Source organism: Nocardia sp. NPDC055029, from assembly GCF_053608525.1.
Genome location: NZ_JBSGVQ010000033.1, coordinates 14,161 through 40,501 on the forward strand (window position 1 = coordinate 14,161; position 26,341 = coordinate 40,501).

The following is a 26,341-nucleotide window of genomic DNA, read 5'->3' on the forward strand; positions in this document are numbered from 1 at the left end:
GCCCGCCCGCGACGGATCGCGCCCGGTGCATTCGGTGTCGGTGGTCGTCCCGGTGTATCGCGGCGAGGAGACGATCGCGGCGCTGGTCGCCGAGCTGGACCGGCTGACCGGCCCGTCCACCTCGACCAGCGGCGCCCGCTTCGCGGTCGAGGAGATCATCCTCGTGCACGACAACGGCCCCGACCGTTCGGATGTGGTGCTGCAAGAACTGGCAGGCGCCTATCCACAGGTTCGCCCGGTGTGGTTGAGCCGCAACTTCGGTCAGGACGCGGCGACGATCGCGGGAATGGCGGCGGCGCGGGGCGACTGGATCGTCACGATGGACGAGGACGGTCAGCACGACCCGGCGTTCATCGCCGATTTCCTCGACGCGGCGCTGGCCTCGCGCGCGGATCTGGTCTATTCGAAGCCGACCAATACCCGACCGCACGGTTTCCTGCGCAACATCACCTCGCGCGGCTCGAAGATCGTGCTGGCGACGGTGTTCGCTTTCCCGGATTCGACACGGTTCGAGAGCTTCCGGCTGATCCGCGGTGATATCGGCCGTCAGCTGGCCGAGGTCGCGGCCAACGGCGTGTACCTGGATGTGGCACTGACCTGGGTGGTCGGCAAAGCCGTTCAGGTGCCGGTGGTGTTGCGCGCCGAGGGCCGCGAGGAGTCCGGCTACAACTATCGCCGCCTCTTCTCGCTGTTCTGGAAGATGGTGCTGTGCAGCGGCACTCGCGGTCTGCGCCTGGTGAGCATGCTCGGGGTGACACTGGCGCTGGCCGGCGTGATCATGGCCGGGGTTGTCATCGTGCAGGCGCTGACGCAGGACAATCCCGAGGGCTGGGCATCGATCATCGTCGTGCTGCTGTTGTGCTCGGGGGCGACGCTGTTCTCGCTCGGCCTGATCGCGGAATATCTCGGTGTGGCCCTGCACATCCTGGTCGGCAAGCCGCTGTACCTGACCGTCGAGACCCCGACACCGCGCCCGGATACGATGCATGCGCCGGCCGTGAACCATCGAGTCGACGCCGCGGTACCGGCAGCCGCGACGGAGAAGGGTCACCACGAGTGAGCGACCGGATCATCTTCAGCAGGCCGTTCCGCGCCGCCGCTGAACGCGCCAATCTGCTGACCGTGCTCGAATCCGATCACAGTCACGGCGACGGTCAGTTCACCAAGTCGGCGACAGCCAAGATCAAGGCCATCACCGGCGCCGGGCACACGCTGCTCACCACGTCGTGCACGCACGCGCTGGAGCTGGGCGCGCTGCTGCTCGAGCTGGGCCCCGAGGACGAGGTGATCGTTCCGAGTTTCGCGTTCACCTCGGCGGCGACCGCGATGGCGCTGCGCGGTTCGACCTGCGTGTTCGTCGATATCGACGAGACCACCGGCAATATCGATCCGGCGGCCGCGGCCGCCGCGATCACCGACCGCACCAAGGCGATCGTCGTCATGCACTACGGCGGTGTCGCCGCCGACATGGAGCCGTTGCTCGCGCTGGCCGCCCAGCACGGTGTGGCGATCATCGAGGACAACGCGCACGGCCTCGGCGGCACGTGGCGCGGCAGGCAGCTGGGCACCATCGGCACCCTGGGCACGCAGAGCTTCCACGACACCAAGAACGTGCACTGCGGCGAGGGTGGCGCGCTGCTGCTCTCGGACGAGATCCTGATGGGCCGCGCGGAGATCATGCGGGAGAAGGGCACCGACCGCGCCCGTTTCCTGCGCGGCCAGGTCGACAAGTACTCCTGGCAGGACATCGGCTCCAGCTACCTGCCCAGCGAGCTGAACGCGGCCGTGCTGGACGCGCAGCTGGCCGAGTTCGACACCATCCAGCAGCAGCGTCACCGCGTGTGGGACACCTACGCGGCCGCACTGCCGGACTGGGCGGCCCGCAACGATGTGCGCCCGATGACGGTGCCCGCCGATCGCGGCCACACCGCGCACCTGTTCTACCTGCGGATGCCGACCGAGGAGAGCCGTGACGGCATCATCGGTCATCTCGCCGAGCGCGGCATCGTGGCGCCGTTCCATTACATTCCGCTGGATTCGAGCCCGGCGGGCCTGAAGTACGGCCGGACTCCGGTGCCGTGCACACGGTCTGCGAATTTCTCCGCGACGATCGTGCGGCTGCCGCTGTGGCCGCTGCTGAGCGAGACGCAGCTGACCCGCGTGATCGACGCCGTCACCGAATACCAGGTGTAGGCCCGGCTGAGCAAGGCAGGCCACGCACGGGTGAGCTGTCGCTCCGGTGGGGTGGCCGGCCGACCGCCGTCCACCCCACTCGCCCGTCAGTTACCGCCGAACAACCCGGCGGCAGCGGCGTCGGTGAGCACCTCGTAGACGTCGGTCTCCCGGTTGTAGATCCAGGTGTTCGGACCAGCCTTGGGCAGACCGGCGGCCTGAACCGCCGTGGCGGAGGGCCGGAAGCTGGTGCTGCGCGGGATCTCGTCGACGACGTAGACCAGATCGGGCCGCTGATCGCGGGCAAGTGCCCGCATCGCCTCGGTGACATCGCCCGGTTCGATCTTGAAGCCCTTGCGCACGCTCAGCGCGGCGGCGGCCAGGATGCCCGACGGGGTCTTCAGCCCGTACGCGACCTCCATGTCGACGGGGGTGATGTCGTTGAGCACGTCCACGATCGGCTGGGTGAACACCGGACCGCGGGCGGTGCGGATCACCGTGTCGCGGCGGTCGACGAGCCAGTAGTCGCCGTCGCTGTCGCGCCGGAACAGGTTCTCCGTCGGCCACCAGGCGTCGCCGGCCCGGAAGACCCCGCGCAGTCCGCCGTCGGACAGGTCACCGCCGTCGACCGACTTACCGAGCAGCAGCCCCGGCTCGTTGTCGGCGCAGCGCCGCGCGAAGCCGTCGTCGCCGACGTGGATCTGCTCGGTGACCGGGTCGTAGGCAACCAGTTCGACATGCGCGGTGCCCGGCACCGGCCTGCCCTTGGACCCGATCTTGGCGCCGGGCACATTGGCCAGCACCACGTCGCCGTCGATCGAGGCGTAGAACTCGAGCACCCTGGCCGGGGCGAACTGCTCGACGGTGCGCCGCCACAGCCCGGCGGGCATGCCGGAGCCGATGAACAGCCGGATCGGATGGTTGTGGCCCGCCGGGAAGACCTGCGCGTCGAGCAGGTCGCGCAGCATCGTCCAGGTGTAGGTGACGACGGTGACGCCGTAGCGGTGCACTTCCTCGGCGAAGCGGCCCGGCTCCATGTCCATCGGCCTGGCCAGCGCGATCCGGCTGCCACCGGCGATCGCCCCACCCAGACTCACCAGCAGGCCCGACGAATGATGCAGCGGCGCAAGGCAGTACACGGTGTCGCGGCGGTCGAGGTCGGCCGCGCTGGCGGTGCCGAACGCCGACAGCGCCCACCGATGGTTGGTGATGTACTTGGCCTCGAGGCGGTCACCGGTGCCGATGACGAGGATGAACGCGAGCTCGCGGGCCAGACCAGGATTCGGCCGGAACCAGGCAGGCACCCGCACCCGCGACGGATCGATCTGCTCGAGGTCGATCACCCGATCGCCGGTCGGCACCATCAGCTGCCTGGTGTCACCGCCGCCGAGCACCAGCACGCGCGCACCCGTCGCAGCGGCGGTGCGCAGGTTCTCCGGGTCGGTGATCAGCGTCTGCACGCCGGTCAGCTCCATGGCCCGGTCCAGTTCGGCGCCGGGCGCGAGCAGCACCGCGACAGCGCCGAGGCGCGAGAGCGCGGCGACCACGGCCAGCGCACTGGGCCTGGTCTCCATGACCACGCCGACCCGGTTGGCCGGCCGGATGCCGACGGAGATCAGCCCGCGCACGACATTGTCGATGCGGACCTCGACCGCGGCATTGGTGTGCACCCGGTCGTCGAAGAGGAACAGATCCTTCTGCGGCGCCCGCTTGGCGTGCTCGTTGAGCAGCTTGCCGAGTGAGATCCGGGTGTGCGGCTGGATCATCCCGAGCCGGGTCAGCCGCGGCAGGGCGCGCGCCGCCTCCCCCGCCATCTCGACCGAACCGCGAATCGTATTGCTGGCGAGGCCTTCCAGCGCCTTGCCGACGCCGGCGCCCGCCTCGGCCAGGGTGGCCGCGGTGTGCACGACCCGGGTCGCCGCGGTGCGGGGCGCGTTGCTCGGCACGTGCTCCTGCATCGGGACGACCTGCTCGGGCAGGGTGCCGTTGCCTTCCATCCACTCGATCCACTCGCGCACCATCGGCCACGTGTGGTTGGTCGCGATCGAACCGGCGACGAGCCCGAAATGCCCTGCCACCAAACTGGCTTCGTACACCTCGGCATTGGGCGCGGCCCGCACGATGCCGCGCACCGCGGCGGGCTGGCCGATGTCGTCGACCTCACCGACGAACGCCAGGATCGGGCACTTCAGCTCGGCGAGCGAGACCGGGTGATCGCGGATCACGAAGCCGCCCAGCATCAACCGGTTGTGCGCGACGAACTGCTTGAGCAGATCGGCGACCGCGGGACCCGAATACCCCACCCAGCCATCGTTGTTGAGGAAGCGGCGCTGACGCTCCTTGGGCAGCAGCGCTTCCCGGTCGTGCAGCTGCAGCAGGAAGTCGATCCGCGACTTGGCGGTCTTGACCGGGTCGAGCATCTGGAAGCCGATGCGCACCATCGATTCGGTGATCGGCAGCCGGTGCATCACGTGGTCGGCCAGGAAATCGGCGACCTCGGACACCACGCCGTAGGGCAGCCCGAACGGCATGCCCGCGACGATGTCGACCGGGCTGCCGAAGGTGACGATGGAGGCCACGCCCTTGCCGTACCGGTAGGCGGTGGTCTGGTAGGCGAACATGCCGCCCTGCGAATAGCCCATCAAGTGCACCTGCGCGCCGGTGGCCTCACAGACCGTGTCGATGGCCGAGTTCACCGCAAGCACATGGTCGGCAAGGTCACGTTCCCAGCCGCCCTCCTCGGTCGCGGGCGAACCGAAATCGATGACCCAGCAGTCGATTCCGCTCGCGTGCAGGATGCCGACGGCGCCGCCCGCCGCGTTCACGTCCCAGATGTCGGCGTTCACCATCAACGGCGGAACAAGCAACGCCACCGGACGGCCCGCCGACGTATCGTCGGGGAAGTAGTGACGCAACCGGTACATGCGTCTGCGCTCGACGACCTCGAAGGGCGAGGACTCGACATCGTGCGCCAATCCGCCGAAGCGGATCACCTCCAGCCCGTTCTGCGCGGTAGCCAGCAACCGCTGCATAGAACCGACCACACCTTTTGGACTGATATCCACCGTTCCCACCTGGCCTACCCTACTGAAAGTGACACACCTCACACACCCCGATGTGCTCATATGAGCTAACCACACCGGACCTCCATTATGTGTCGCCTGTGACAGGCCGCATGTTCCGGCGATTCGGGTCACACCCGCTGTTCAGCGGCCCGTCACGCTGACGTAGACACTGTCGAACGGCTCGCTGCTCACTCAGGTCACCGCGGAACGGATAATCCAGCGCGGCGATCAGGAAGATCCGCATCGTAGGACTCGTGGGTGGCCGCCGCGATCAGCCCGAGGAGCAGACCGTAGACCACGACGCCGACGATGAGCACCATCGCGACGGTCTCGTTCCAGCCGGGCTCGGGGCCGAAGAACATGATTCGACGATAACGACCATCCGCCGATCCGGCGCCTGTCGGTGATTCATCCCAGGACATTCGCCGCCACGCAATCGCCTCCCGCGCAACGGATCTCCCGGTCAGAGCCATGTTTTTCCGATTAGCCCGCACACGGTCGGCTCGACGCCCTACCATCGTTCTCGTCCGGAACACACTGGCACGCATCCAATTTCGCGTAACACCGTTTCACACGCCCGGCTTCTTCCGCGCAGGACCATTCGATTCACATCGTTACCCACCCCCAGCCTGTCGCGCATCGTCGCGCCGCACAGGCTGATCGGCCGTGCCGAAATCCGCCTCGAGGTGAGGAACTTCATGACCATCGAAATGCCGCTGCCCACAGACAATTCCGTTCGCAAGAGCCTCAGCACCAGCGCGGCGCAACAGCTGGCGCACACCACCAAATCCGAGCCGCAGATGCAGGGGATCAGCTCCCGCTGGCTGTCGCGCGCGCTGCCTTGGGTGCAGGTCGCGGGTGGTATCTATCGCGTCAACCGCCGGCTCACCCACACCGTCGGCAACGGCGAGGTCGAGTTCGTCGTCGACGGCTCGCGCGCCAGGGTGATCCCGCAGGAATTGCGCGAACTGCCCGCCCTGCGCACTGTCGACGACGACGAATTGCTGCGCCCGCTCGCCGATACTTTCGTGCAGTACGATCTCGATCCCGGCGCCGTCGTCGCCGAATTCGGCAATCCGATGGACCAGGTGATTCTGGTCGTCCACGGAAAACTCGCCCGGCTGGGTTCCGGTGAATACGGCGAGGCGACGAAACTCGGCATGCTCTCCGGCGGCGACTATTACGGCGAGGATATGCTCACCGACCCGTCGGCGATCTGGCCGGACACCGTGAAGACGGTGACCAAGACGACCATTCTCTGCCTGCCACGACAAGCATTCGAACAATTCCTCGACATGAATCCCGCATTGGCCCGGATCCGCACCGAGGCCGCCCAGACGCCACGTCGGACGCAGAATTCCAAGGGCGAGGCCGATATCGAGATCTCCTCCGGCCATTCCGGCGAACCGTTGCTCGAGGGCACCTTCGTCGACTACGACGCCAGCCCTCGCCAATACGAACTCAGCCTGGCCCAGAGCGTGCTGCGGATTCACACTCGCGTCGCCGATCTGTTCAACGACCCGATGAACCAGATCGACCAGCAGCTGCGCCTGACCGTCGAAGCGCTCTACGAGCGGCGCGAGCACGACCTGGTGAACAATCCCGATTTCGGCCTGCTGCACAACTGCGATCTCAAGCAGCGCATCACCACCGAATCGGGCCCACCGACCCCCGACGACATGGACGAGTTGCTGAGCATGCGCCGCGGCACCAAGTTCTTCCTCGCCCATCCCAAGGCGATCGCCGCGTTCGGCCGCGAATGTTCGCGCCGCGGACTGTATCCCGATCCGGTGGAGTTCCAGGGCTCTCGGGTTCCCGGCTGGCGCGGGGTGCCGATTCTGCCGTGCGGCAAGATCCCGGTGAACGGCACCCAGACGACCTCGATCATGGCCATGCGCATCGGTGAGAAGGACCAGGGCGTCGTCGGATTGCATCAGACCGGCATTCCCGACGAGTACGAGCCGAGTCTGAATGTCCGGTTCAAGCAGATCGACGATCAGTCGATCATGTCGTACCTGGTGAGCTGCTACTACTCGGCTGCGGTCCTGGTCCCCGACGCGCTCGGCGTACTCGACGACGTGCTCGTCGCGCGCCGGGCCGACTGATCGGCGCGGGCCCGTGTCGATCCTCACCAGGGCAGCGGCCCCGCACGCGGGCACCGCGCTCGCCGCGACGGTGGCGGCCCTGCTGCACGACGCGACGGCGCCTGCCGATCTCTTCCCCCGGCTCGGTACGGCGGCAGCCACACCCCCCCGCCGGATTTCGCCGCCGAAGCTGTCCGCCCCCGAACCGCGACACCTGCTCGGGCCCACCGGGATCGGCACGACCTCGCTCTGGCGCGCCACCCCACCCACCCCGCAAGCCGGTGCACGGCAAGCGATCCCGCCGCTCTACTGTCCACCACCCGAACGCGACGATCCCGCGCTGGCCGAGGCCGTGAATGTCGGCCTGCTCGCCTGGGCGGCCGAAATCGGCCTCTACGAGGGCCGTCTCGACGAGCTGGGCAAGGCCGACTTCGGCCGGCTGATCATGCTCGCCCATCCCGATTGCGACGACCCCGACCTGCTCCTCGGCGCCGCCCGCTGCGCGGTGTCCGAATGGTCGGTCGACGACTACTACTGCGAGGAGGACGCCCCTGGCGACACCGCACCCGACGGAACACCGTCCAGCGCCGCCGCCGAGCTCGGGCCGCGGCTCGAGCTCGCCGCCGCCGCGATGGATCCGGCTCATCTGCCCGCGCGGTACGCACCCCGGCTCGAACAGGCCATGCAGGCCGATCCGATCCTGCGCGCGTTCCGCACGTCGTTCGCGTGCCTGGCGGGGTACGCGAGCCCGGCGCAGCTGGCCAGGCTGCGCACCGAGATCGCGGGCTGGTTCATCGCGCTCGGCGCCGAGGCGGGCTGGCGCGCGGCGGATCGGATGCCACCGGTCTGGGAGTACCTGACCAACCGTCAGCCGCACAGTTTCCTGCCGTGCATGGCGCCGATCGACGCCGTCGGCGGCTACGAACTCGGTGCTCCGGAGTACACCGATCCGGCCGTCCGGCGGGTCGTCACCACTGCCGCACTGGCCGCGCAGATGGTGAACGACCTGTATTCGATGGCCCGCGAGGACCTTTCGGGAGGCAGGGAATTCAACCTGCCGACGGTCCTCGCCGCCGAGGAGGGCTGCAGCCGCGCCGACGCGGTCCTGCGGACCGCGCAGATCCACGACGAGCTGATGCACCGCTTCGAACGGGAAGCGGCCCCGCTCGCCGCAACGGGCTCACCCCAGCTGCGCCGCTTCCTGGCCGGCCTGTGGGCCTGGATGGGCGGCAATCGCGCCTGGCACGCCGACAGCCGCCGCTACCACGACATCGCACCAGGAGAGGACGACCGATGACCATCGCGAACCCCCGTACCGACCGCACCGTGCTGCGCACCACCTACCAGCGTTCCGTCGCGGCGTACTGGAACAACAACCCCAACGACGATCGGGTCAACACCAAGCTGGGCGAGGTCGACGGTCTCTACCACCACCACTACGGCATCGGCACGCCCGACTGGTCGGTCATCGAGGGCCCCGAGCAGACCAGGCAGGACCGCCTCGTCCGCGAACTGCACCGGCTCGAGACAGCCCAGGCCGACTACCTGCTCGACCATCTCGGCCCTATCCAGCCCGCCGACCGCCTCGTCGACGGCGGCTCGGGGCGCGGCGGCACCAGTTTCATGGCCGCGGAACGCTTCGGCTGCCAGGTCGACGGTGTCTCCATCTCCGAGTACCAGGTCGGCTTCGCCAACGACCAGGCCGAGACCCGCGGTGTCACCGACCAGGTCCGGTTCCACTTCCGCAACATGCTCGACACCGGCTTCGCCGACGAGTCGGTGCGCGGCATCTGGACCAACGAGACCACCATGTACGTCGATCTGTTCGACCTGTTCGACGAATTCTCCCGGCTCCTCGAACCCGGTGGCCGGTATGTGTGCATCACCGGCTGCTCCAACGACGTCACCGGTGGCCGGTCGGCCTCGGTCAGCTGGATCGACGCGCACTACGGCTGCATGATCCATCCACGCAGCGAGTACTTCCGCGCGCTGTCCGACAACGGACTGATCCCCACCACCGTCGTCGACCTCACGCCCGACACCATCCCGTACTGGGAGCTGCGCACCCATTCCGAGCTCGCCACCGGCGTCGAGCAGCCGTTCCTCACCGCCTATCGCGAGGGGAGCTTCCAGTACCTGCTGATCGTCGCCGATAAGGTAGCCAGGTGACCGAACAGCTCGCCGACCCGTCGACCGACCGCGAAGCCATGCCCGTCGAGGTGGTCGACGACAACGGTGTTGCGATCGGAGCGTGCTCGGTGGCCGATGCCCATCGGCCACCTGGCACGCTCCACCGCGCCTTCTCGGTGCTGCTGTTCGACCGGAACGGGCACGTGCTGATCCAGCAGCGCGCCGCGGTGAAGACCCGCTTCCCGCGGCAGTGGGCCAACACCTGCTGCGGGCATCCCGCGCCCGGTCAGCCGGTGCTCGAGGCGGCGGCGATCCGGCTGCGCGAGGAGTTCGGTCTCGCAGCCGACCTCGCCGAGGTCGGGACCTTCCGTTACCGCGCAGGCGACGAGACGACGGGCCGGGTCGAACACGAATACGACCACGTCCTGATCGGTGTGGTTGGCGATGTGACGCCGCAACCCGATCCGGACGAGGTGGGTGCGTGGGCGTGGATCACCCCGCACACCCTGCGGGCCGAGCTGGCCGACCACCCCGGCAGGTACACGCCGTGGCTGGCCGAGGTGCTAGACATCGCCGACCACGCGCACACCGCACACCGGGCGTAGCCTCTCCCTCCTTGCTGTTTTTCGACCGGCACATTGCCCATCCATCCCAGGAGGTACAAACAGTTTCAATGCGCATATCTATATCTGTCGATGTTTACGGTTCTTGGTGAAATCACAGGCTCGCCACAGTCGCCGACCAGGCCGAACGCGCATTCTGGACAGGGAACGATTCCGCAGCAGGTGAGTGAGGTAGCGATGGTCGAGGTCGAGATCAACGACGACACGGTGACGGTCCATGTACTCGGCGGACATCGACTGCTCGCGCTGCGCCAGCAGGTCGTGATCGACCGCGCCGCCATCACCGGCATCACCCCCGCCGAGGTGGACCTGCGCCCACCGTGGGTGCGCGCGCCCGGCACCTTCATCCCCGGTGTGATCGCCGCAGGCGTCTACCGGGGCAAGGGCCGGAAAGAGTTCTGGGACACCACTTTCGGTGGCAGCGCGGTGCGTATCGACCTCGACGGGCCCGATTTCACCCGCCTGGTCGTCGATGTCGACGACCTCGACGGCGTGCTGAACGCGCTGACCGGGCAATCCGTCCGCGCCTGAACCGCCCCTCCCCGTTCCGCGCGAACGGCGGCGTCACGACCGCTCCCCTCCCCCGGCGAAACGATCACCGTACCGACCGGTCCCATGCGCGGGGTGGCATGCTCGAACGATGGGAGTTTCGACAACGCAGTCGGTGGATCGCCGTTTCGTCAGCTTGGTCGCGATGTTCGATCGCCTCTTCCGCAAGCCGTCGCACGGCGGTGGCGCCCTGTGCGTGTACCTGCACGGTGAGCCGGTGGTCGATGTGTGGGCAGGCTACGCGAGCCCCGGCGTGCCCTGGGCCGCGGACACGGTGGCGCTGGCCTTCTCCACCGGAAAAGGCGTGGCCTCCACGGTGATCCATCAGCTCGCCGAGCGCGGGCAGCTCGACTACGACACCGCGGTGGCCGAATACTGGCCCGAATTCGCCGCGGCGGGCAAAGCGCACATCACGGTGCGCGACGTGCTCACCCATCGCGCCGGTCTGCACCGGCTGCGCGGCCTGCTGCCCGGCCCCGTCGACCGCTTCCTCGACGACGAGGCCGTCACCGCCGCGCTGGGCGCGGCCACCCCCGACCCCCGGCACCGGATCACCAGCGGCTACCACGGCATCAGCTACGGGCATCTGGCCGCCGAGCTGGTGCGGCGGGTGACCGGGCGCGAGTTCGTCGACGTCGTCCGCACCGAACTCGCCGAACCCCTTGGCGCCGAAGAACTCTGGTTCCGGGTGCCGAAAGAGGAAAGGCATCGCATCGCCACCACCTTCCCGCGTCTGCGGGCGGCGGGCATGGAGTGGGACCGGGGTTCGGACCTGCTCACCCGCACCAGGTACGCCGCCGCCGCGGAAACCACGCCCCGCGGTTTCGCCGACCTCATCGTCGACCCGCGCGTGCACGATTCGGTGATGCCTGGCGTGAACGGCGTCTTCTCGGCCCGCGCCCTGGCCCGCGTCTACGCCGCACTCGCCAACGGCGGCGAACTCGACGGCACCCGCATCCTCGACCCCGGCTCGATCCGCCGTGTCGCCACCCGCCAGGTCTTCACCCCGGATTACGTGCTGGCGTTCCGTATCCCGTGGGCCCTCGGTTTCCACGGTGTTCCGATGAAACCGTCCAAGGCCGACCCGATTTCGGCCTTCGGCCACTTCGGTCTCGGCGGTTCCGGCGCCTTCGCCGACCCCGAGACCGGCCTGTCCCTCGCCTTCGTCACCAACCGCCTCGGCGGCAAACTCACCCCACTCGGCGACGCCCGCCTGACTCGCCTCGGCACCACCGCCCACAACATCGCGAAGGCCGACGGGCACCGCTGAGACCCGGTGCATCGCCACACCTCCACTCGCCCGCGCCCACCGCGCTCGAAACACCGCGACACGACCCGTAACCGGCTGACCAGGCTGTTGTGATCGGGTTCTTGGCTGTAGCCTTGTGCGTGCTTTCTGATGATTGTTCTCGACTCTGACACCTTCGACTCGAGGAGTGCACAGATGGCGAACGACCAGCAGGGCTCAGCGGCTGACAGAGCAACTCGGCATCTCCGGTGACACGCTCGGCATATCGAGTCGATGCCGGCGCCACACTGCCGCTGTGTGTCGTCATCGGTAGTCGACACGAGCAGATCGAACGAGCGCACGCCCAACTCACGCCGATCCTGCACGGCCTGTGGGGCGACGATTCCGCGGTCTGGCCGATCGAACTCGCAGTACACGAAGCGGTGGTCAACGCGATCGAACACGGTGGCGCCGGTATTCCGGACGCCACGGTCGGGATCACCCTCGATATCGAGGACGACGAACTACTGATCGAGATCAGCGACCAAGGACCGGGATTCGACCCTGATACCGTGCCCGATCCGCGCCTCCCCGACAGCGTGCTCCGCGCGTCGGGGCGGGGTGTGCTTCTCATGCGCGCAGTCGTCGATTCCCTCGAGGCCGCCCACGGTCCGAACGGGCGGTTCACACTCACCCTGCGTACCAAGCTCCCCCGCTCCGTCGCGGAGGGAGTACCACCACAAAGAGGAGGGTTCCATGGAGATCAAAGAGCGTAGCGTCAACGGCGTCACCATCCTGGATCTGACCGGGAATCTCGACATCGGTGTGGGCGACGTTCAGCTCAGGGAGAAGATCCGGCATCTGATCGACACCGGGAAGAACCAGATCCTGCTGAACCTCGCAGCTGTGCGTCGCATCGATTCCTCTGGACTCGGCGAATTGGTAGCGAGCTACACGACCGTCACCAACAACGGCGGGACACTCAAACTGGTCAGCTTGCCCGACCGTGTTCGGGATATCCTCATGATCACCCAACTCATCACGGTGTTCGAAACCTACGACATCGAGCAGGAAGCTATCAACTCCTTCTGACCTCGCCGGCGACACTCAGGGCGGTACGTTCGGCCCATGGAGATCGTCGGGCTCGAGCGGATCGAGGCGGCCGCGCGGCTGCTCGCACCCGTGATTCGGCGTACGCCGACTGTGTGGTCGCGGGTGTTGTCGGAGCGGGTCGGTGTGCAGGTGCTGCTCAAATGCGAGAACCTGCAGCGCACCGGGTCGTTCAAGCCGCGCGGCGCCTACAACCGGATCGCGAACCTGCCCGCGGCCGAGCGGGCGCGCGGTGTGGTGGCGGCCAGCGCGGGCAATCACGCGCAGGGCGTGGCATGGTCGGCGGCGGAGCTCGGGATCACTTCGACGGTGTTCATGCCGGTCGGAGTGTCGCTGCCGAAGCTCGTCGCGACGCGCGCCTATGGCGCCGAGGTGCATCTGGCGGGCGACTCCATCGACGAATCCCTGCTCGCCGCACAGGAATTCGCCGAGCGCACCGGGGCGACGCTGATCCACCCGTTCGATCATCCCGATATCGTCGCCGGACAGGCGACGGTCGCCCTGGAAATCCTCGAGCAGGTTCCCGATGTGGGCACGGTCGTCGTGCCGACCGGTGGTGGTGGACTGCTCGCGGGTGTCGCGGTGGCATTGCACGCGGTGGCGCCGCGGGTTCGGGTGATCGGTGTGCAGGCGGCCGAGGCGGCCGCGTGGCCGGATTCGCTCGCGGCGGGCAAGCCGATTCGGGTGCCGCGCATGTCGACGATGGCCGACGGTATCGCGGTCGGGCAACCGGGTGCGGTGCCGTTCGCCCACGTCGCCGAGCTGGTGTCCGAGATCGTCACCGTCGACGAGGACTCCCTGTCGAAGGCGCTGCTGCTGTGTCTCGAACGGGCCAAACTCATCGTCGAACCCGCGGGTGCGGCGGGTGTCGCCGCGCTGCTGGCCACCAACCTCGGCGACCTGCCCGGCCCGGTCGTCACCATCTTGTCCGGCGGAAATATCGACCCGCTGCTGCTCACGCGAGTGATCGGCCACGGTCTCAGCGCGGCGGGCCGCTATCTGGCCATGCGGGTCACCATCGCCGACCGCCCCGGCGCACTGTCCGCACTGCTCGGCGTCGTCGGCCGCGCGGGCGCGAGCGTGGTCGACATCGTCCACTCCCGCACCGGCATGTGGCTGGCTGTCGACGAGGTCGAGGTCTCGCTCACCGTCGAAACACGCGGCCCGGCCCACCGCGACGACGTCCTGGACGCGCTCCGCGACGCCGGATTCCGAGTCCACGCGGAGCTATAGCCGCCGGTTGCCTCGGCGACCCGAGGGGGCCGCAGCGCCGCCTTCCCGAGACAGCGCACGACTCCAGAATCAGTGCGCGCCACCGAGTTCCAGAGCGAGCACCCCGAGGATCACCAGCCCGATTCCCCCGACCTGGATCAGGGTGAGCCGCTCCCCGAGGAACAGCACACCGATCGCCGCGATCGCGGCGACCCCTACCGCCGACCAGATGCCATAGGCGACCCCGATCGACATCCCCCGCTTCAACGCCTGGGACAGGAAGAAGAACGCGGCACCATAGCCGATCACGACGACGATCGAGGGCACCAGTTTCGTGAAGCCTTCCGACAGTTTCAGCGACACCGTCGCCGTTACCTCGGTGGCGATGGCCAGCGCCAGGAAGAGCAGGGTCATGGCCGCAGACTAGCCAACCAGCCGCCCAGTAGTCAGCGCAGCCAGGCGCGGGCGTCTTCGGCGTTCTTGCGGACCTCGTCGAGCTGCTCGGCGACGCGGACGCCTGCCGTGCCGCCGCGGGCATTGCGGGAGGCGATCGAGCCCTGCACGGTGAGGACGTCGCGGACGCCCGCGGTCAGGGACGGGTCGACGGCGGCGAACTCCTCGTCGGTCAGCTCATCGAGGCCGACACCACGTGCCTCGGCGGCCCGCACGCACGCACCGGCAGCCTCGTGGGCGACACGGAACGGAACGCCTTGGCGCACCATCCATTCCGCGATGTCGGTGGCGAGAGTGAATCCGGCGGGAGCCAGCTCGGCCATCCGGTCGGTGTGGAAGGTGAGGGTGCCGACCAGGCCCGCGATCGCGGGCAGCAGCAGTTCGAGCTGGGCGACCGAGTCGAACAGGGGTTCCTTGTCCTCCTGCAGGTCCCGGTTGTAGGCCAGCGGCTGCGCCTTCAACGTGGCCAGCAGACCGGTCAGGTTGCCGATCAGGCGGCCCGCCTTGCCGCGGGTCAGCTCGGAGACGTCCGGGTTCTTCTTCTGCGGCATGATCGACGACCCGGTCGACCACGCGTCGGCCAGGGTGACGTAGCCGAATTCCGGTGTACTCCAGATGATGACTTCTTCGGCCATCCGGCTCAGGTCGACGCCGATCATGGCGAGCACGAAGGCGGCCTCGGCGGCGAAATCGCGCGAGGAGGTGGCGTCGATCGAATTGGCCGCCGACGCAGCGAAATTCAGCTCGGTGGCGATCTGCTCGGGATCGAGGCCCAGCGAGGAACCGGCCAGTGCGCCCGAACCGTACGGCGAGATGGCGGCGCGCTTGTCGAAATCGCGCAGGCGTTCCAGGTCGCGCAGGAGCGGATGCGCGTGGGCGAGAAGGTGATGCGAGAGCAGCACCGGCTGCGCGGCCTGCAGGTGGGTCTTGCCCGGCATCACCGCGTCCGGGTGGGCGGCGGCCTGGGCGACGAGCGCGTCGACCACGTCGAGCACACCGGCGGCGACCCGGCGCACACCGTCACGCAGCCACATCCGGAACAGGGTGGCCACCTGGTCGTTGCGCGAACGGCCTGCCCGCAGCCGACCACCGAGCTCGGTGCCGACCCGCTCGATCAGGCCACGCTCGAGCGCACCGTGCACGTCCTCGTCGGAGTCGGCGGGACCATAGGCGCCCGAGGCGACGTCGGCGGCGAGCGCGTCCAGGCCGGTCAGCATGCCGGTCAGGTCGTCGTCGGAGAGCAGACCTGCCTTGTGCAGCACCCGGGCGTGCGCCTTGGAGGCGCGGATGTCATAGGGAGCCAGCGCCCAGTCGAAATGGGTCGACTTGCTCAGCGCCGCCATCGCCTCGGCCGGGCCGGACGCGAATCGCCCACCCCAGAGCGCACCTTTGTTGGTTCCACTGTGGGTCATCGTGTGCCCTCTCCTGGGTGTCGGCGGTTACGGCGCAGAACGGCTGCCGCGCACAGAAGGGCAACCGCATCGAGCCTACGGTTGCCGCCTGATCTAGCGAGAACATGGGTAACTCACCGGGTACGCCCGAACAGGCGCGGCGCTTCAGGTGAGCCCGATAGGAAGAGCGGCCGCCTCCCCACGACCGGCAAAGTCACGGGGAGGCGGGGGAGCCTTGCTACTTCCTACTTTTACTTCTGGTTGAGGTCGCGGCGGGCGGCGACCTTGGAGGACAGGCCGTGGATCTGCACGAAGCCCTTGGCCAGCGACTGGTCGAAGGTGTCGCCCTCGTCGTAGGTGGCCAGGTTGAAGTCGTAGAGCGACTGCTCGGAGCGGCGTCCGTTGACGACGGCCGAACCGCCGTGCAGCACCATCCGGATGTCGCCGGTGACATGCTGCTGGGTGTCCTGCACGAAGGCGTCCAGGGCGCGCTTGAGCGGGGAGAACCACAGGCCGTCGTAGGCCAGCTCGCCCCAGCGCTGCTCGACCTGGCGCTTGTAGCGGCCCAGCTCGCGCTCGATGGTGACGTTCTCCAGCGCCTGGTGCGCGGTGATCAGCGCGATGGCGCCCGGCGCCTCGTAGATCTCGCGGCTCTTGATGCCGACGAGCCGGTCCTCGACCATGTCGAGGCGGCCGACGCCCTGGCGACCGGCGCGGGTGTTCATCTCCTCGATGGCCTGCAGCACGGTGACGGGACGGCCGTCGATGGCGACCGGCACACCCTTGTCGAAGGTGATGATGACCTCGTCGGGCGCCTCGAAGTTCACCGTCGGGTCGGCGGTGTAGTCGTAGACGTCCTTGGTCGGCGCGTTCCACAGGTCCTCGAGGAAGCCGGTCTCGACGGCGCGGCCCCACACGTTCTGGTCGATGGAGAACGGCGACTTCTTGGTGACGTTGATGGGCAGGTTGTTCTGCTCGGCGAAGGCGATGGCCTTCTCGCGGGTCCAGGCGTAGTCGCGGACCGGGGCGATGACCTCCAGGTCGGGCGCCAGGGCGCCGATGCCGACCTCGAAGCGGACCTGGTCGTTGCCCTTGCCGGTGCAACCGTGCGAGACGGTGGTCGCGTTGTGGAACTTCGCGGCCTCGACCAGGTGCTTGACGATCAGCGGGCGGCTGATGGCCGAGACCAGCGGGTACTGCCCCATGTACATGGCGTTGGCCTGGATGGTGGGCAGGCAGTACTCGTCGGCGAACTCGTCGCGCGCGTCGACCACGATGGCCTCCACGGCGCCGCAGTCCAGTGCGCGCTGGCGCACTACGTTCATGTCCTCGCCACCCTGGCCCAGATCGATGGCCACGGCCACCACCTCGGAACCGGTCTCCTTCGCGATCCAGCTGATGGCGACGGAGGTGTCAAGCCCACCGGAGTAGGCGAGTACGACGCGATCGGACATGTCTGTTGTGCTCCTCGAAGTGTGTACGTCATCTGCACGGGCTGCCTCGAGCAGTATGAATGCTCCGGCCGCCGGTTCGGCTCGCGCCGCTGCTGCAAATGATTATGCACGATAATGCAATCTCATTCATACCCGGGGGTAGCGCCGCCTCGAATCGCGCCGGGCATCCCCACTGAAATCGCCCGCCACCTGCGGATACATTGCAGCAGCAACTTGGCAGCAAGCACCTTCTGTGAGACGCTGGTCACACAACCAGCCATCGGTCGGGGTCGAGGAGTGAACATGCAGCAGCTACGTGATTTCGCCGAGGCGAACTATGACCTGATCGGGGCCGTTGTCATCGGACTCGGCAATTTCGGGTTGACGGTCGCCAAGCTGGTCATCGATCTCGGTACGCCGATCCTCCAGGGCTACTTCGCCTGACCCGCCGAGTCCGTACCAGCACAGGGAGCACATCATGGAGGACGCGATCCTGCAATTTCTGTCCGACCACTACGAATCCGGCGCCACCGCCGGCCTTGCCATCGGGCGGGTCCTCTTCGATCTCTCCGCACCCCTGGCGCTGGCGATCCTGAACTTCCTCGCTTCCTGATCACCGGGTCGATTGCAGGCGGCTGTCGAGCGACGCCCGCACCCGGGGCCAGTCCTCGCTGGTGATCGAGAACAGCACGCTGTCACGCACGGTGCCGTCGCTGCGGCGAAAATGTCGGCGGAGGGTGCCCTCGTAGCGGGCGCCGAGCCGTGCGATCGCCTGCTGCGAACGCTGGTTGCGCACATCGGTTTTCAGCTGCACCCTGCCGACGCCGAGAGTATCGAAGGCATACGCCAGCAGCAGCAGTTTGGTTTCCGGATTGACCGCGGTGCCCCAGACAGACGGCGTGTAGACGGTGAAGCCGATCTCGAGCCAGGCATCGCGCTGATGGACGTCCAGGTAGGCGGTCACGCCGATGACCGCTCCGGCCGGCCGGTCACCGATCGCCCGGCAAGCACGCACCGTCCACAGCTGCCACTCACCCGATGCGCCCAGGTCACGCAGGATGTCCTCGAAGTGGCGGGGATCGCGCGGCCGCCCTGGAACATGCGCCCACGCCACATCGTGGTCCAGCGCTGCGAAGAGCTCGCCGGCATCGGCTTCGGGATTCGTGACGGTCAACTGCACGATGTCACCGGCGAGCACCGCATCGGCGGGCACGGGCCATGCCATCTCCGGCCACACCTCATCGGAACTTCTTGGGTCGGGTATCGGCTCGAAGCGGTCCGGATCGAAAGTTTGTGGCACACCGGGAATATACGGCCCGAACTGCGCGTAGCCCGGTGCAAGAACTTTTCGGCGCCACCTCGGATCGCTCGACACCCGACACCGTCGCGTCCACGTGTGGCACTCTGGGAGAGCACTATTCGGCTCGCCACAAGTGAGGACGAACAAGATGCTCCACTACATCGCGCAGGAATTCTCCACCCTCGGCAACGGCGTGCTCGATGTCGGCCGTGCCGTCGTCGAACTGGTGCAGGACATCATCGACATCGCGACTCCGAACAATCCGGGCGGCGGCGCCGGCGGCGGTCAGTACCCGTTCAACTGACCCGGCGTGGGCTCCCGCCACCGACCTGAGCGTGCCGCTAGTCTCCCCGGCATGGCCGACGACGACGTGCAGCTCGACGCAGGCAAGGCAGGACTCGTCATCGCACCAGGGGACGGCGGCGCGCTGCACAGTCTCACCGTCGACGGCACCGAACTGCTGCGGCAGGACCCGGGGACCGGCTGTTTCGTCATGGCGCCATGGGCGGGCAGGCTGGGGTACGGCGCCTTCACCGTCGGTGACCAGACCTACCGGATGCCGATCAACCATCCGCCGCACAGCATCCACGGCACCGCCCGCGACGGCGCGTGGGAGGTCGTCACCGCTTCGGCTACCGAGGCGACGCTGCGGCACCGGCTGACCGACCCATGGCCGTTCGCGGGCACCGTCACCCAGACGTTCGCCCTCACCGACACCGGTCTCACGCTGTCGCTGCACATCGCCACCGACCACGAGCCCTTCCCCGCACAGGGCGGCTGGCATCCGTGGTTCCTGCGCGAGGTGCCGCCTGCCACCGGACCGCTCGCGCTCGAATTCCGGCCGGACTGGCAGTACGAGCGCGGCGCGGACTACCTGCCCACCGGCCGCCGCATCCCGCCGACCCCGCCACCGTGGGACGACTGTTTCGGCATGCCCGACGGTGTCCTCGTTCGCCTGACCTGGCCCGGCTTCCTCGAATTCACGATCACCAGCCGGGTTCCCGACGTGGTCGTCTGGACCCTGCCGGAGGAATCGCTGTCGGTGGAGGCCCAATCCGGCCCGCCCGACGGCGTGAACACCGACCCCAGGATGGTCACCCCCGACTCACCGCTCGACATCCGCGTCGACTGGACCTGGCGGCGGTTGTCGCCGAACTGAATTCGGCCACCTCACCCGGCATCGTCGCGCGGCGCGACAAACTCTCCGCACGTGCGCCACAGCATCTCCGCATTCGCCGAATACGGTGAGCCGGTGCCGTTCACGCTCGCCCATCCGCTGGTTGTGCTGCCGTTTCGCCGATTCCTTCCATTGCCGGCGTTGATCGCCGGATCGGTGGCCCCGGATGTCGTCTACTATCTGCCGATTCCGGTCAGCGGCAGCATGACCCACTCGCCGCTCGGCGTGCTCGGCTGGGATCTGGTGATCGGGCTGGCGCTGCTGTCGGCCTTCCGGCTCTCCGCCGGGCCTGCTGCCGCCCTTCTCCCCTGCCGAGCAGTACTGCCCGCACCGGTTCATTCCGGCACCTGGGGTCGAGCATCGTCGACGATCATCGCTCTCGTTCTCGGCGCGATGACCCATATCGTGTGGGATTCCTTCACCCAGACAGCAGGTTTCGCGGTCCAGCACTGGGATCTGTTGCGCGCTCCGGTTCTCGAACCACACAAGGCTTACAACGTGCTCGGCTACGCCTCGTCGCTGGTCGGCACGGCAGTGCTTGCCTGCCTCCTCGTTCGCCGTACTCGCCGGCACCCACCCACCATGCCCGCCCCGTGGCGCCGCGCGGTCCTCACCGTTCTTCTCCTCGCACCGGTAGCCGCTGCCGCCTCGGCCGTCGACGACCCGGTCGCCCGAACCAGCACCTACGACCTCATCCGACACACGATCGTGGGTGCAGCCCAGGGCCTGGGCTGCGCCTGGACGATCTATCTGCTGCTCTGGCATGTCGGGACGGCCGTTTTGTCACGTGCTGGCCGATCCACGGACCAGCGCTCCGACACCAACCGTCGGGCACCCGGCATGATGGGCGAATGCGGATCAGCGTCACCGGACACATGAACATCAGCGCCGCCACCGAACCCCTGGTCCGGGACGCCCTGTCGGCCCTCCTCGCCGATATCCCCGACCTGGTCGGCATCACCTGCCTCGCCCGCGGCGCGGACTCGGTCTTCGCGGAGGCGGTACTGCACCTCGGCGGCCGCCTGGAGGTAGTGCTGCCCTCCCGAAACTATCGAACAGCCCAGGTGAAGCCCGACGACCTCCCCCGCTTCGACGAACTCCACGCCCAGGCCGACACGGTGCGCGTGATGGACTTCGACGACGCGGGCCGAGTGGCTTACGAAGCAGCCAACCGCGTCCTCCTCGAAGACTGCGACCGCCTGATCGCAGTCTGGGACGGCGACCACGGCGCCCGCGGCGGCACCGCCACCGTCGTCGCCCTCGCCCGCACCCTCGACATCCCCGTCGACATCATCTGGCCCCCTGGCGCTACCAGGGAATAGCGATTGGCGCCGTCACCCGATCAGCAGGAGCACGTACGCCAGCGCGAATATCACCGGCACGCTACGTTCCACGTGCGTCATCGGCGCGGCCTCCACCGATCGCGGCCCACTCCGCCTTGACCCAAGGCCCAGCAGGAAGAACGTGCTCCAAAGCCGCTGTCGGACATCCGCGGTGGAAATCGGTGTGCGAACGAAGAAGGAACGGTTCCACGTTTGCAAGCTGATGGGACGGACTATGCCGTACCGGCCACGCATCGCGATCACCTTCCTTCATACCGACCAAGCGGATTGTTTAAGCCCTGAGCAGGCGAATAGAGTTGCTGGACAACCTCTTTGCTGCATGACCGCAACTTCTGCATGCATTGACACGATGTACTTTGTTACGACACCTTCGGGACCGATCAGACAGGGCAGCGGCGATGCGCATCGAACCGACTATCGCTACCACTCGGCTGCGTGAACTCGGCGGATGGGAAGCCGACGACAACCTACGCCGCGCTGTGCGACTCGGCGAGCACATGGGCGAGCGCGACGAGGTCGGTGTTGCCGAGGCACTCGACGTGATCCACCCCGGTGGTACCAGGGAGGCGAAGCGAAAACCGCGACGCTGCATCTGGTAGTCGATGCGGTCCGCGACTGTGTCGCAGACCTCGAACTGGTGATCACACCCGACCACGGCCCAGACGGCCGGCGCGTGAGTTTCACAGCCGAGCATGTCGCCGCTTCCGAGGCTCGACTTGTCGAATTGGGCACAGTCGGTGAGAAATTCGTCGAACGTCAGTCCGCCACCGTCCGGCGGGACGGCAAGCCGGTCGTCCGAATCTTCCTCAGCTACAGCGCCGATGATGCCAGGGCGGCGGCCGAATTATGGAAACTGCTGGGCGAACACGCGGCGATCGACAACAAATACCACTTCGAATTCTGGGACTTCAAACAGAGTCTCCTACCCGGTGATGAGTGGCACAAGCGCACCACCGACGCGATCGAGGCAGGCGATCTCGGAATCTTCGCGGTAAGCAGGCACTTCCTCGCCAGCAGCTACATCCACCAATACGAACTTCCGAACTTCGTCAAGCGAAATGCCGCGATCCCGGTGCTGCTGGAATCCCTGGACTTGACCAAGGTGGACCGGAAGGGCCTCGATGGTTTGCAGATATTCCGGCCCGAACAGCGCGCGTTCGACAGTGTTCGCGGCAACAAGCGGAACCTGTGGGTCCAGCAGTTGCGCAACAATATTCGCGAACTTCTCGAACGCCAAAGCGATACCGACGATGCACGGACTGCTGCGCCGGCGGAGTGCGCGGCCCCGGTCGAGGACGAACCAGGCGAGCGCGCCAGGACCAGCGACCTGGATGCCGCAAGGCCCTACCTGACACATACTTTCGGCCACTCGGGCAAGCTGTCTCGAACCCCGGACCTGTCGACGCCGAGCAGCGGATCCCGGGTCAATGCCGTCGACCATCTTGTCCATTGGGCAGGTAGCGCGTCCGCTCCCCTCGCCGCCGTGCTCGGCGAATACGGCGTCGGCAAAACCATCACCTGCCAAGCGCTGATGCGCGAGCTGCAACGCCGACGGCGAAACGGCGAGACCAACCTGCCTGAACCGCTGTACTTCGACCTGAGGAACCTCAGTGGGTTGCGCAGCCGAGCAGTGCCGACCCTGACCGAGATTCTCGACGAGTGCGTCCAACGTGGTTGGAGCCCAGGAGAATCTGGTCGGCCCACGGCTCGAGCATTGCTCGATCGCGCCGAAACCCGCCCGACCTTGTTCATTGTGGATGGTCTAGACGAGGCGCTGGTCCACCTCAACAGCTCCGACGGCACCATCTTCACCAAGGAGCTGCTGAGCCTGCGCCCTTCCCGCGCCGGCCATTCCGTGGCCGGGCGAGACACCAAGGTATTGCTGTCGTGCCGTACCCACTACTTCCGTACCGTCGCCGAACAGTACGGTCAGTTCACCGGCCAGCATCGCGATGTAGCCGACGCCGAGGACTTCGAGGCCCTCCTGCTCCTCCCGTTCACCGACGACCAGATCCTGCACTATTTGTCGCGAGCCGTGCCCGATCACGACTCCGGCCAGGTCTTCGAGATGCTGGCGAGCCTGCATGATCTCAGCGACCTGACCAGCAGGCCGGTCACCCTCAAGCTGGTCGCGCAACAGGTTTCCTTCATCGAACAGCGTCGCGCGCAGGGTCTTCCGGTCCATGCAGCCGACATCTATCTCCGCGTTGTCACCGATTGGCTCGAGCGCGATAAGGGCAAGGAACAATTTCGCGCCCAGGACAAGCTCACTCTCACTGCACGGCTGGCCGCCTGGATGTGGAAGCGCAATGAGCGAACCGTCGATCTGACCAGGATCGAGGTATGGCTTCATGAGCAAGTCCAGGACGATCCGGCGATGCGGCGATACAAGGGGGTCCAGGCAGAGCTGCTCGAAGAGGACCTCCGCACCGCTACTTTCCTGGTGCGCCAGGACTCCGACGACGGCTCGAGCACCGAGGGATTCCGGTTCGCCCATACCTCGTTCCAGGAGTTCTTCGTCGCGCAGTACCTGCTGGCCGCGATCGAAGACAACCGGCCCGAGGACTGGGCGATCTTTCCGAGCCCTGAAACATTGGACTTCCTCGGACAGCTGTTGCACGGTCACCGACGCCAACAGGAACTGATATCGACACTGGGAAGCTGGCGGCACACATATCGCCCGATCACCAGCGAGATGCTCATCCAATACGCAATGTACGCAACCGAATGCGGGTGGAGCGGTCCCATCTTGACTGGAATCGATCTCACCCGAGCGAACCTACGCGGTATTCAGTTGTCCGGATCCCCGACTGCACTGCTGGATATGTCGGGCGCGCGATTAAGGTGGGCGAACCTCAGCGATGCCACCCTCGATTTCGTAGATCTCAGCGGAGCAGACCTATCGTCAACCCGGTGGGAGCGAGCAGTCTTGCACCACTGCACACTGACCGGGGCCGACTGCTCGGACGCATACTTGGCCCACGCCTTCGTACACGAATGCGAGCTCTCTTCTGCGCGGCTCGATGGCGCCGACGTCACCGGCCTGCGACACGTCAACAGCGGCTCCGATCTCCCTGCCCCGCCGAGGGCGTTCAGAACTGCACTGACGGGACTCGGCGGTCACACAAGCATAGTGTCGGCGGCCGCCTGGTCACCCGACAACACCCGGGTAGTCACAGGAGGCAGCGACAACGCTCGAATATGGGACGCCAACACGGGCGAATCTCTCCTCACCCTCGCCGATCACACAGATGCGGTGAACTCGGCGGCTTGGTCACCCGACAACACCCGCCTCATCACCGGCAGCAATGACCAGACAGCTCGAATATGGAACGCCGATACCGGCGAAACACTCCTCACTCTCACCGACCACACCAGTGCTGTCATGGCGGTGGCATGGTCACCCGACAACACCCGTGTTCTTGTCAGCAGTGACAGTTTTCGGATCTATGACGCCATCACGGGCGCAACACTGGTCACTCCTACCGACCTCGTCGTTGATCGGATGATCGCGGCGGCTTGGGCACCCGACAACACCCGCATCATCACCGGTTTCGTCGACCGTTCTGCCCGAATATGGGACGCCCATACCGGAAGAGTTTTGCTCACCCTCATCGGCCATGCAGACGCAGTGACGTCGGCGGCATGGTCACCCGACGGCACCCGCGTCCTCACCGGCAGCAGGGACCTCACGGCTCGAATATGGAACGCCGACACCGGCGAAACACTCCTCACACTCACCGACTACCACAGCCCGGTGAACTCCGTGGCGTGGTCACCCGACGGCACCCGTGTCCTGGCAGGCTGCGAGGACGGGACCACGTTGATTTCGAGTGTCATCACCGGCGAAACACTCCTCACTCTCACCGAAAGCCCGGGACAAGCGAAGGCAGTGGCCTGGGCGAGTACTCGTATACTGATCGGAGGCATAGGCGACTGTCGAATCTGCGACGGCGACACGGGCGAAGTACTCTTCATCCTCACGCGGCACACCAGTTGGGCAAACGCGGTGGCTTGGGCGCCGGATAATACGCGCACTCTGACAGGCAGCTTCGGCTATTCTCGAATCTGCGACGCCGACACCGGCGAAACACTCCTCACCCTCACGAATTCAGCGACGACCCTGGCCTGGTCATCTGACGGTACCCGCGTCGTCACCGGAACCTACGACAATCCTGCCCGGATATGGGATGCCAGCAATGGCGACCACCAACTCGACCTCTTGGGCCACACCGGATGGGTGAACGCGATTGCCTGGTCACCCGACAACACCCGCGTTCTAACCGGCAGCGAGGACCACACAGCTCGAATATGGAACGCAGACACCGGCGAAATGGTCCTGACACTGACCGACCATGCGAACCCAGTGAACTCGGTAGCGTGGTCGCGGGACGGAACCCGCACCATCACGGGAAGCGTCGACACCACAGCTCGAATATGGAACGCCGACACCGGCGAAACACTCCTCGCTTTCACCGACAACGTCAATCCGGTGACGTCGGTGGCATGGTCGCCCGACAACACTCGCGTATTTGTTGGAACCTTTGACAACAACCAGATCCGTGACGCCGAAACCGGCGAACTGCTGCTCACCCTCGACAGCGATGACAGCTCTGTGTACTCGGTCGCGTGGTCACCGGATGGCACTCGTATTCTCACCGCCGGCCTCGACAATTTTGCCCAGATCTGGGATGCCCTGACCGGAGAGGCGATTCTCACGCTTACCGGCCACACAGGCTGGGTGAACTCGGTCGCTTGGTCACCCGACAACACCCGGATCCTCACGGGTAGCGATGACGGAACGACCTGCATCTGGGACGTTCGAGGTGCACTCTTGGTCCATTCACTGTCCTTCTCCGCCAGTGAATCAGCCAGTTGGGCGCCCCGGGAGAATCGGTTGCTTTCTGTCACTCCGGGTGCCTGGCGATTCCTCCGCGCTGCAATGTTTGACCCGGATGGAAAAATGCTTGGTTTGCAACCCTACGAACGGTATTACGTCGTCCAGCCTGTGCCACCGGGGATCCGTGGTGCTGAGCAGCCGCGTGATTCTCAGACTCGAACTCGGCGCTGA

Annotated in this window: 25 protein-coding genes; 19 read left to right on the forward strand and 6 right to left on the reverse strand. The window is 66.7% G+C overall.

The annotated features are described in order from the left end of the window. The first annotated feature begins 25 nt into the window (after window positions 1-25). Both ACWF9G_RS24995 and rffA read left to right on the forward strand, forming a co-directional pair. A complete protein-coding gene (locus ACWF9G_RS24995; RefSeq protein WP_379306880.1) occupies window positions 26-1,060 on the forward strand; it encodes a glycosyltransferase in 1,035 nt (344 codons plus the stop codon). After that, entirely contained in the window at window positions 1,057-2,193 is a 1,137-nt protein-coding gene (rffA, locus tag ACWF9G_RS25000) for a dTDP-4-amino-4,6-dideoxygalactose transaminase (RefSeq protein WP_452518259.1), read from the forward strand. Before ACWF9G_RS24995 ends, rffA begins: the two co-directional genes overlap by 4 nt. 86 nt (window positions 2,194-2,279) lie before the next feature. Here rffA and ACWF9G_RS25005 read toward each other — a convergent pair whose 3' ends face one another. Next, window positions 2,280-5,297 carry an AMP-binding protein gene (locus ACWF9G_RS25005; protein WP_452518260.1) on the reverse strand — a complete coding sequence of 1,006 codons (3,018 nt, stop codon included), beginning with the start codon at window positions 5,295-5,297 and terminating at the stop codon, window positions 2,280-2,282. A gap of 137 nt (window positions 5,298-5,434) precedes the next feature. Beyond that, window positions 5,435-5,599, reverse strand: a complete 165-nt coding sequence (locus ACWF9G_RS25010) for a hypothetical protein (protein ID WP_379306886.1) — start codon at window positions 5,597-5,599, stop codon at window positions 5,435-5,437. Between the two features lie 336 nt (window positions 5,600-5,935). Between ACWF9G_RS25010 and ACWF9G_RS25015 the strand changes: the two genes are divergently transcribed. The 9 genes from ACWF9G_RS25015 to ilvA all read left to right on the forward strand — a co-directional run bounded on the left by ACWF9G_RS25015 (window position 5,936) and on the right by ilvA (window position 14,194). Then, on the forward strand, window positions 5,936-7,342 hold the full coding sequence (locus tag ACWF9G_RS25015; RefSeq protein WP_379306888.1) for a family 2B encapsulin nanocompartment shell protein: 1,407 nt from the start codon (window positions 5,936-5,938) through the stop codon (window positions 7,340-7,342). Between the two features lie 13 nt (window positions 7,343-7,355). Next, entirely contained in the window at window positions 7,356-8,618 is a 1,263-nt protein-coding gene (locus tag ACWF9G_RS25020; RefSeq protein ID WP_452518263.1) for a family 2 encapsulin nanocompartment cargo protein terpene cyclase, read from the forward strand. Further along, window positions 8,615-9,490 (forward strand): geranyl diphosphate 2-C-methyltransferase, encoded by an 876-nt coding sequence (locus ACWF9G_RS25025; RefSeq protein WP_379306892.1) that lies wholly within the window; start codon window positions 8,615-8,617, stop codon window positions 9,488-9,490. Before ACWF9G_RS25020 ends, ACWF9G_RS25025 begins: the two co-directional genes overlap by 4 nt. Beyond that, window positions 9,487-10,056 (forward strand): isopentenyl-diphosphate Delta-isomerase, encoded by a 570-nt coding sequence (gene idi / locus ACWF9G_RS25030; protein ID WP_452518265.1) that lies wholly within the window; start codon window positions 9,487-9,489, stop codon window positions 10,054-10,056. Before ACWF9G_RS25025 ends, idi begins: the two co-directional genes overlap by 4 nt. 180 nt (window positions 10,057-10,236) lie before the next feature. Beyond that, window positions 10,237-10,605, forward strand: coding sequence for a hypothetical protein (locus ACWF9G_RS25035; RefSeq protein WP_379306896.1), 369 nt, complete (start codon window positions 10,237-10,239; stop codon window positions 10,603-10,605). 109 nt (window positions 10,606-10,714) lie between these two features. Next, window positions 10,715-11,893: a serine hydrolase domain-containing protein gene (locus ACWF9G_RS25040; RefSeq protein WP_379306898.1), complete on the forward strand. Its 1,179-nt coding sequence runs from the start codon at window positions 10,715-10,717 to the stop codon at window positions 11,891-11,893. 227 nt (window positions 11,894-12,120) lie between these two features. Then, on the forward strand, window positions 12,121-12,627 hold the full coding sequence (locus tag ACWF9G_RS25045; protein ID WP_452518267.1) for an ATP-binding protein: 507 nt from the start codon (window positions 12,121-12,123) through the stop codon (window positions 12,625-12,627). Further along, complete coding sequence (locus ACWF9G_RS25050) at window positions 12,608-12,943, forward strand: STAS domain-containing protein (protein WP_379306902.1); 336 nt, start codon at window positions 12,608-12,610, stop codon at window positions 12,941-12,943. Before ACWF9G_RS25045 ends, ACWF9G_RS25050 begins: the two co-directional genes overlap by 20 nt. Window positions 12,944-12,979: 36 nt before the next feature. Then, the gene (gene ilvA, locus ACWF9G_RS25055) at window positions 12,980-14,194 is read left to right on the forward strand and encodes a threonine ammonia-lyase (RefSeq protein WP_452518269.1); all 1,215 of its coding nucleotides are present in this window, start codon (window positions 12,980-12,982) and stop codon (window positions 14,192-14,194) included. A gap of 69 nt (window positions 14,195-14,263) precedes the next feature. Here ilvA and ACWF9G_RS25060 read toward each other — a convergent pair whose 3' ends face one another. The 3 genes from ACWF9G_RS25060 to ACWF9G_RS25070 form a co-directional block, all read right to left on the reverse strand. After that, entirely contained in the window at window positions 14,264-14,587 is a 324-nt protein-coding gene (locus ACWF9G_RS25060; RefSeq protein WP_379074623.1) for a DMT family transporter, read from the reverse strand. Between the two features lie 32 nt (window positions 14,588-14,619). Next, complete coding sequence (argH, locus tag ACWF9G_RS25065; protein ID WP_452518271.1) at window positions 14,620-16,038, reverse strand: argininosuccinate lyase; 1,419 nt, start codon at window positions 16,036-16,038, stop codon at window positions 14,620-14,622. A 230-nt stretch (window positions 16,039-16,268) separates the two neighbouring features. Next, window positions 16,269-17,471, reverse strand: coding sequence for an argininosuccinate synthase (locus ACWF9G_RS25070; protein WP_379306908.1), 1,203 nt, complete (start codon window positions 17,469-17,471; stop codon window positions 16,269-16,271). 282 nt (window positions 17,472-17,753) lie between these two features. Here ACWF9G_RS25070 and ACWF9G_RS25075 point away from each other — a divergent pair, with 282 nt between their 5' ends. Then, window positions 17,754-17,894, forward strand: coding sequence for a hypothetical protein (locus ACWF9G_RS25075; RefSeq protein ID WP_189034092.1), 141 nt, complete (start codon window positions 17,754-17,756; stop codon window positions 17,892-17,894). Between the two features lie 34 nt (window positions 17,895-17,928). Beyond that, complete coding sequence (locus ACWF9G_RS25080; protein ID WP_378854309.1) at window positions 17,929-18,063, forward strand: hypothetical protein; 135 nt, start codon at window positions 17,929-17,931, stop codon at window positions 18,061-18,063. On the opposite strand, the gene ACWF9G_RS25085 is transcribed toward ACWF9G_RS25080, so the two are convergent. Next, window positions 18,064-18,675 carry a GNAT family N-acetyltransferase gene (locus tag ACWF9G_RS25085; RefSeq protein ID WP_379306911.1) on the reverse strand — a complete coding sequence of 204 codons (612 nt, stop codon included), beginning with the start codon at window positions 18,673-18,675 and terminating at the stop codon, window positions 18,064-18,066. A 223-nt stretch (window positions 18,676-18,898) separates the two neighbouring features. On the opposite strand from ACWF9G_RS25085, the gene ACWF9G_RS25090 reads away from it, so the two are divergent. The 6 genes from ACWF9G_RS25090 to ACWF9G_RS25115 all read left to right on the forward strand — a co-directional run bounded on the left by ACWF9G_RS25090 (window position 18,899) and on the right by ACWF9G_RS25115 (window position 26,341). Beyond that, window positions 18,899-19,054, forward strand: a complete 156-nt coding sequence (locus ACWF9G_RS25090) for a hypothetical protein (protein WP_379306913.1) — start codon at window positions 18,899-18,901, stop codon at window positions 19,052-19,054. Window positions 19,055-19,105: 51 nt separating this feature from the next. Next, complete coding sequence (locus ACWF9G_RS25095; protein WP_452518273.1) at window positions 19,106-19,909, forward strand: aldose epimerase family protein; 804 nt, start codon at window positions 19,106-19,108, stop codon at window positions 19,907-19,909. A gap of 51 nt (window positions 19,910-19,960) precedes the next feature. Then, window positions 19,961-20,806: a DUF4184 family protein gene (locus ACWF9G_RS25100; RefSeq protein ID WP_452518274.1), complete on the forward strand. Its 846-nt coding sequence runs from the start codon at window positions 19,961-19,963 to the stop codon at window positions 20,804-20,806. Continuing rightward, complete coding sequence (locus ACWF9G_RS25105) at window positions 20,779-21,249, forward strand: hypothetical protein (protein ID WP_379306919.1); 471 nt, start codon at window positions 20,779-20,781, stop codon at window positions 21,247-21,249. Before ACWF9G_RS25100 ends, ACWF9G_RS25105 begins: the two co-directional genes overlap by 28 nt. Before the next feature lie 419 nt (window positions 21,250-21,668). Then, entirely contained in the window at window positions 21,669-21,869 is a 201-nt protein-coding gene (locus ACWF9G_RS25110) for a hypothetical protein (protein WP_452518277.1), read from the forward strand. 74 nt (window positions 21,870-21,943) lie between these two features. Further along, on the forward strand, window positions 21,944-26,341 hold the full coding sequence (locus ACWF9G_RS25115) for a WD40 domain-containing protein (protein WP_452518278.1): 4,398 nt from the start codon (window positions 21,944-21,946) through the stop codon (window positions 26,339-26,341).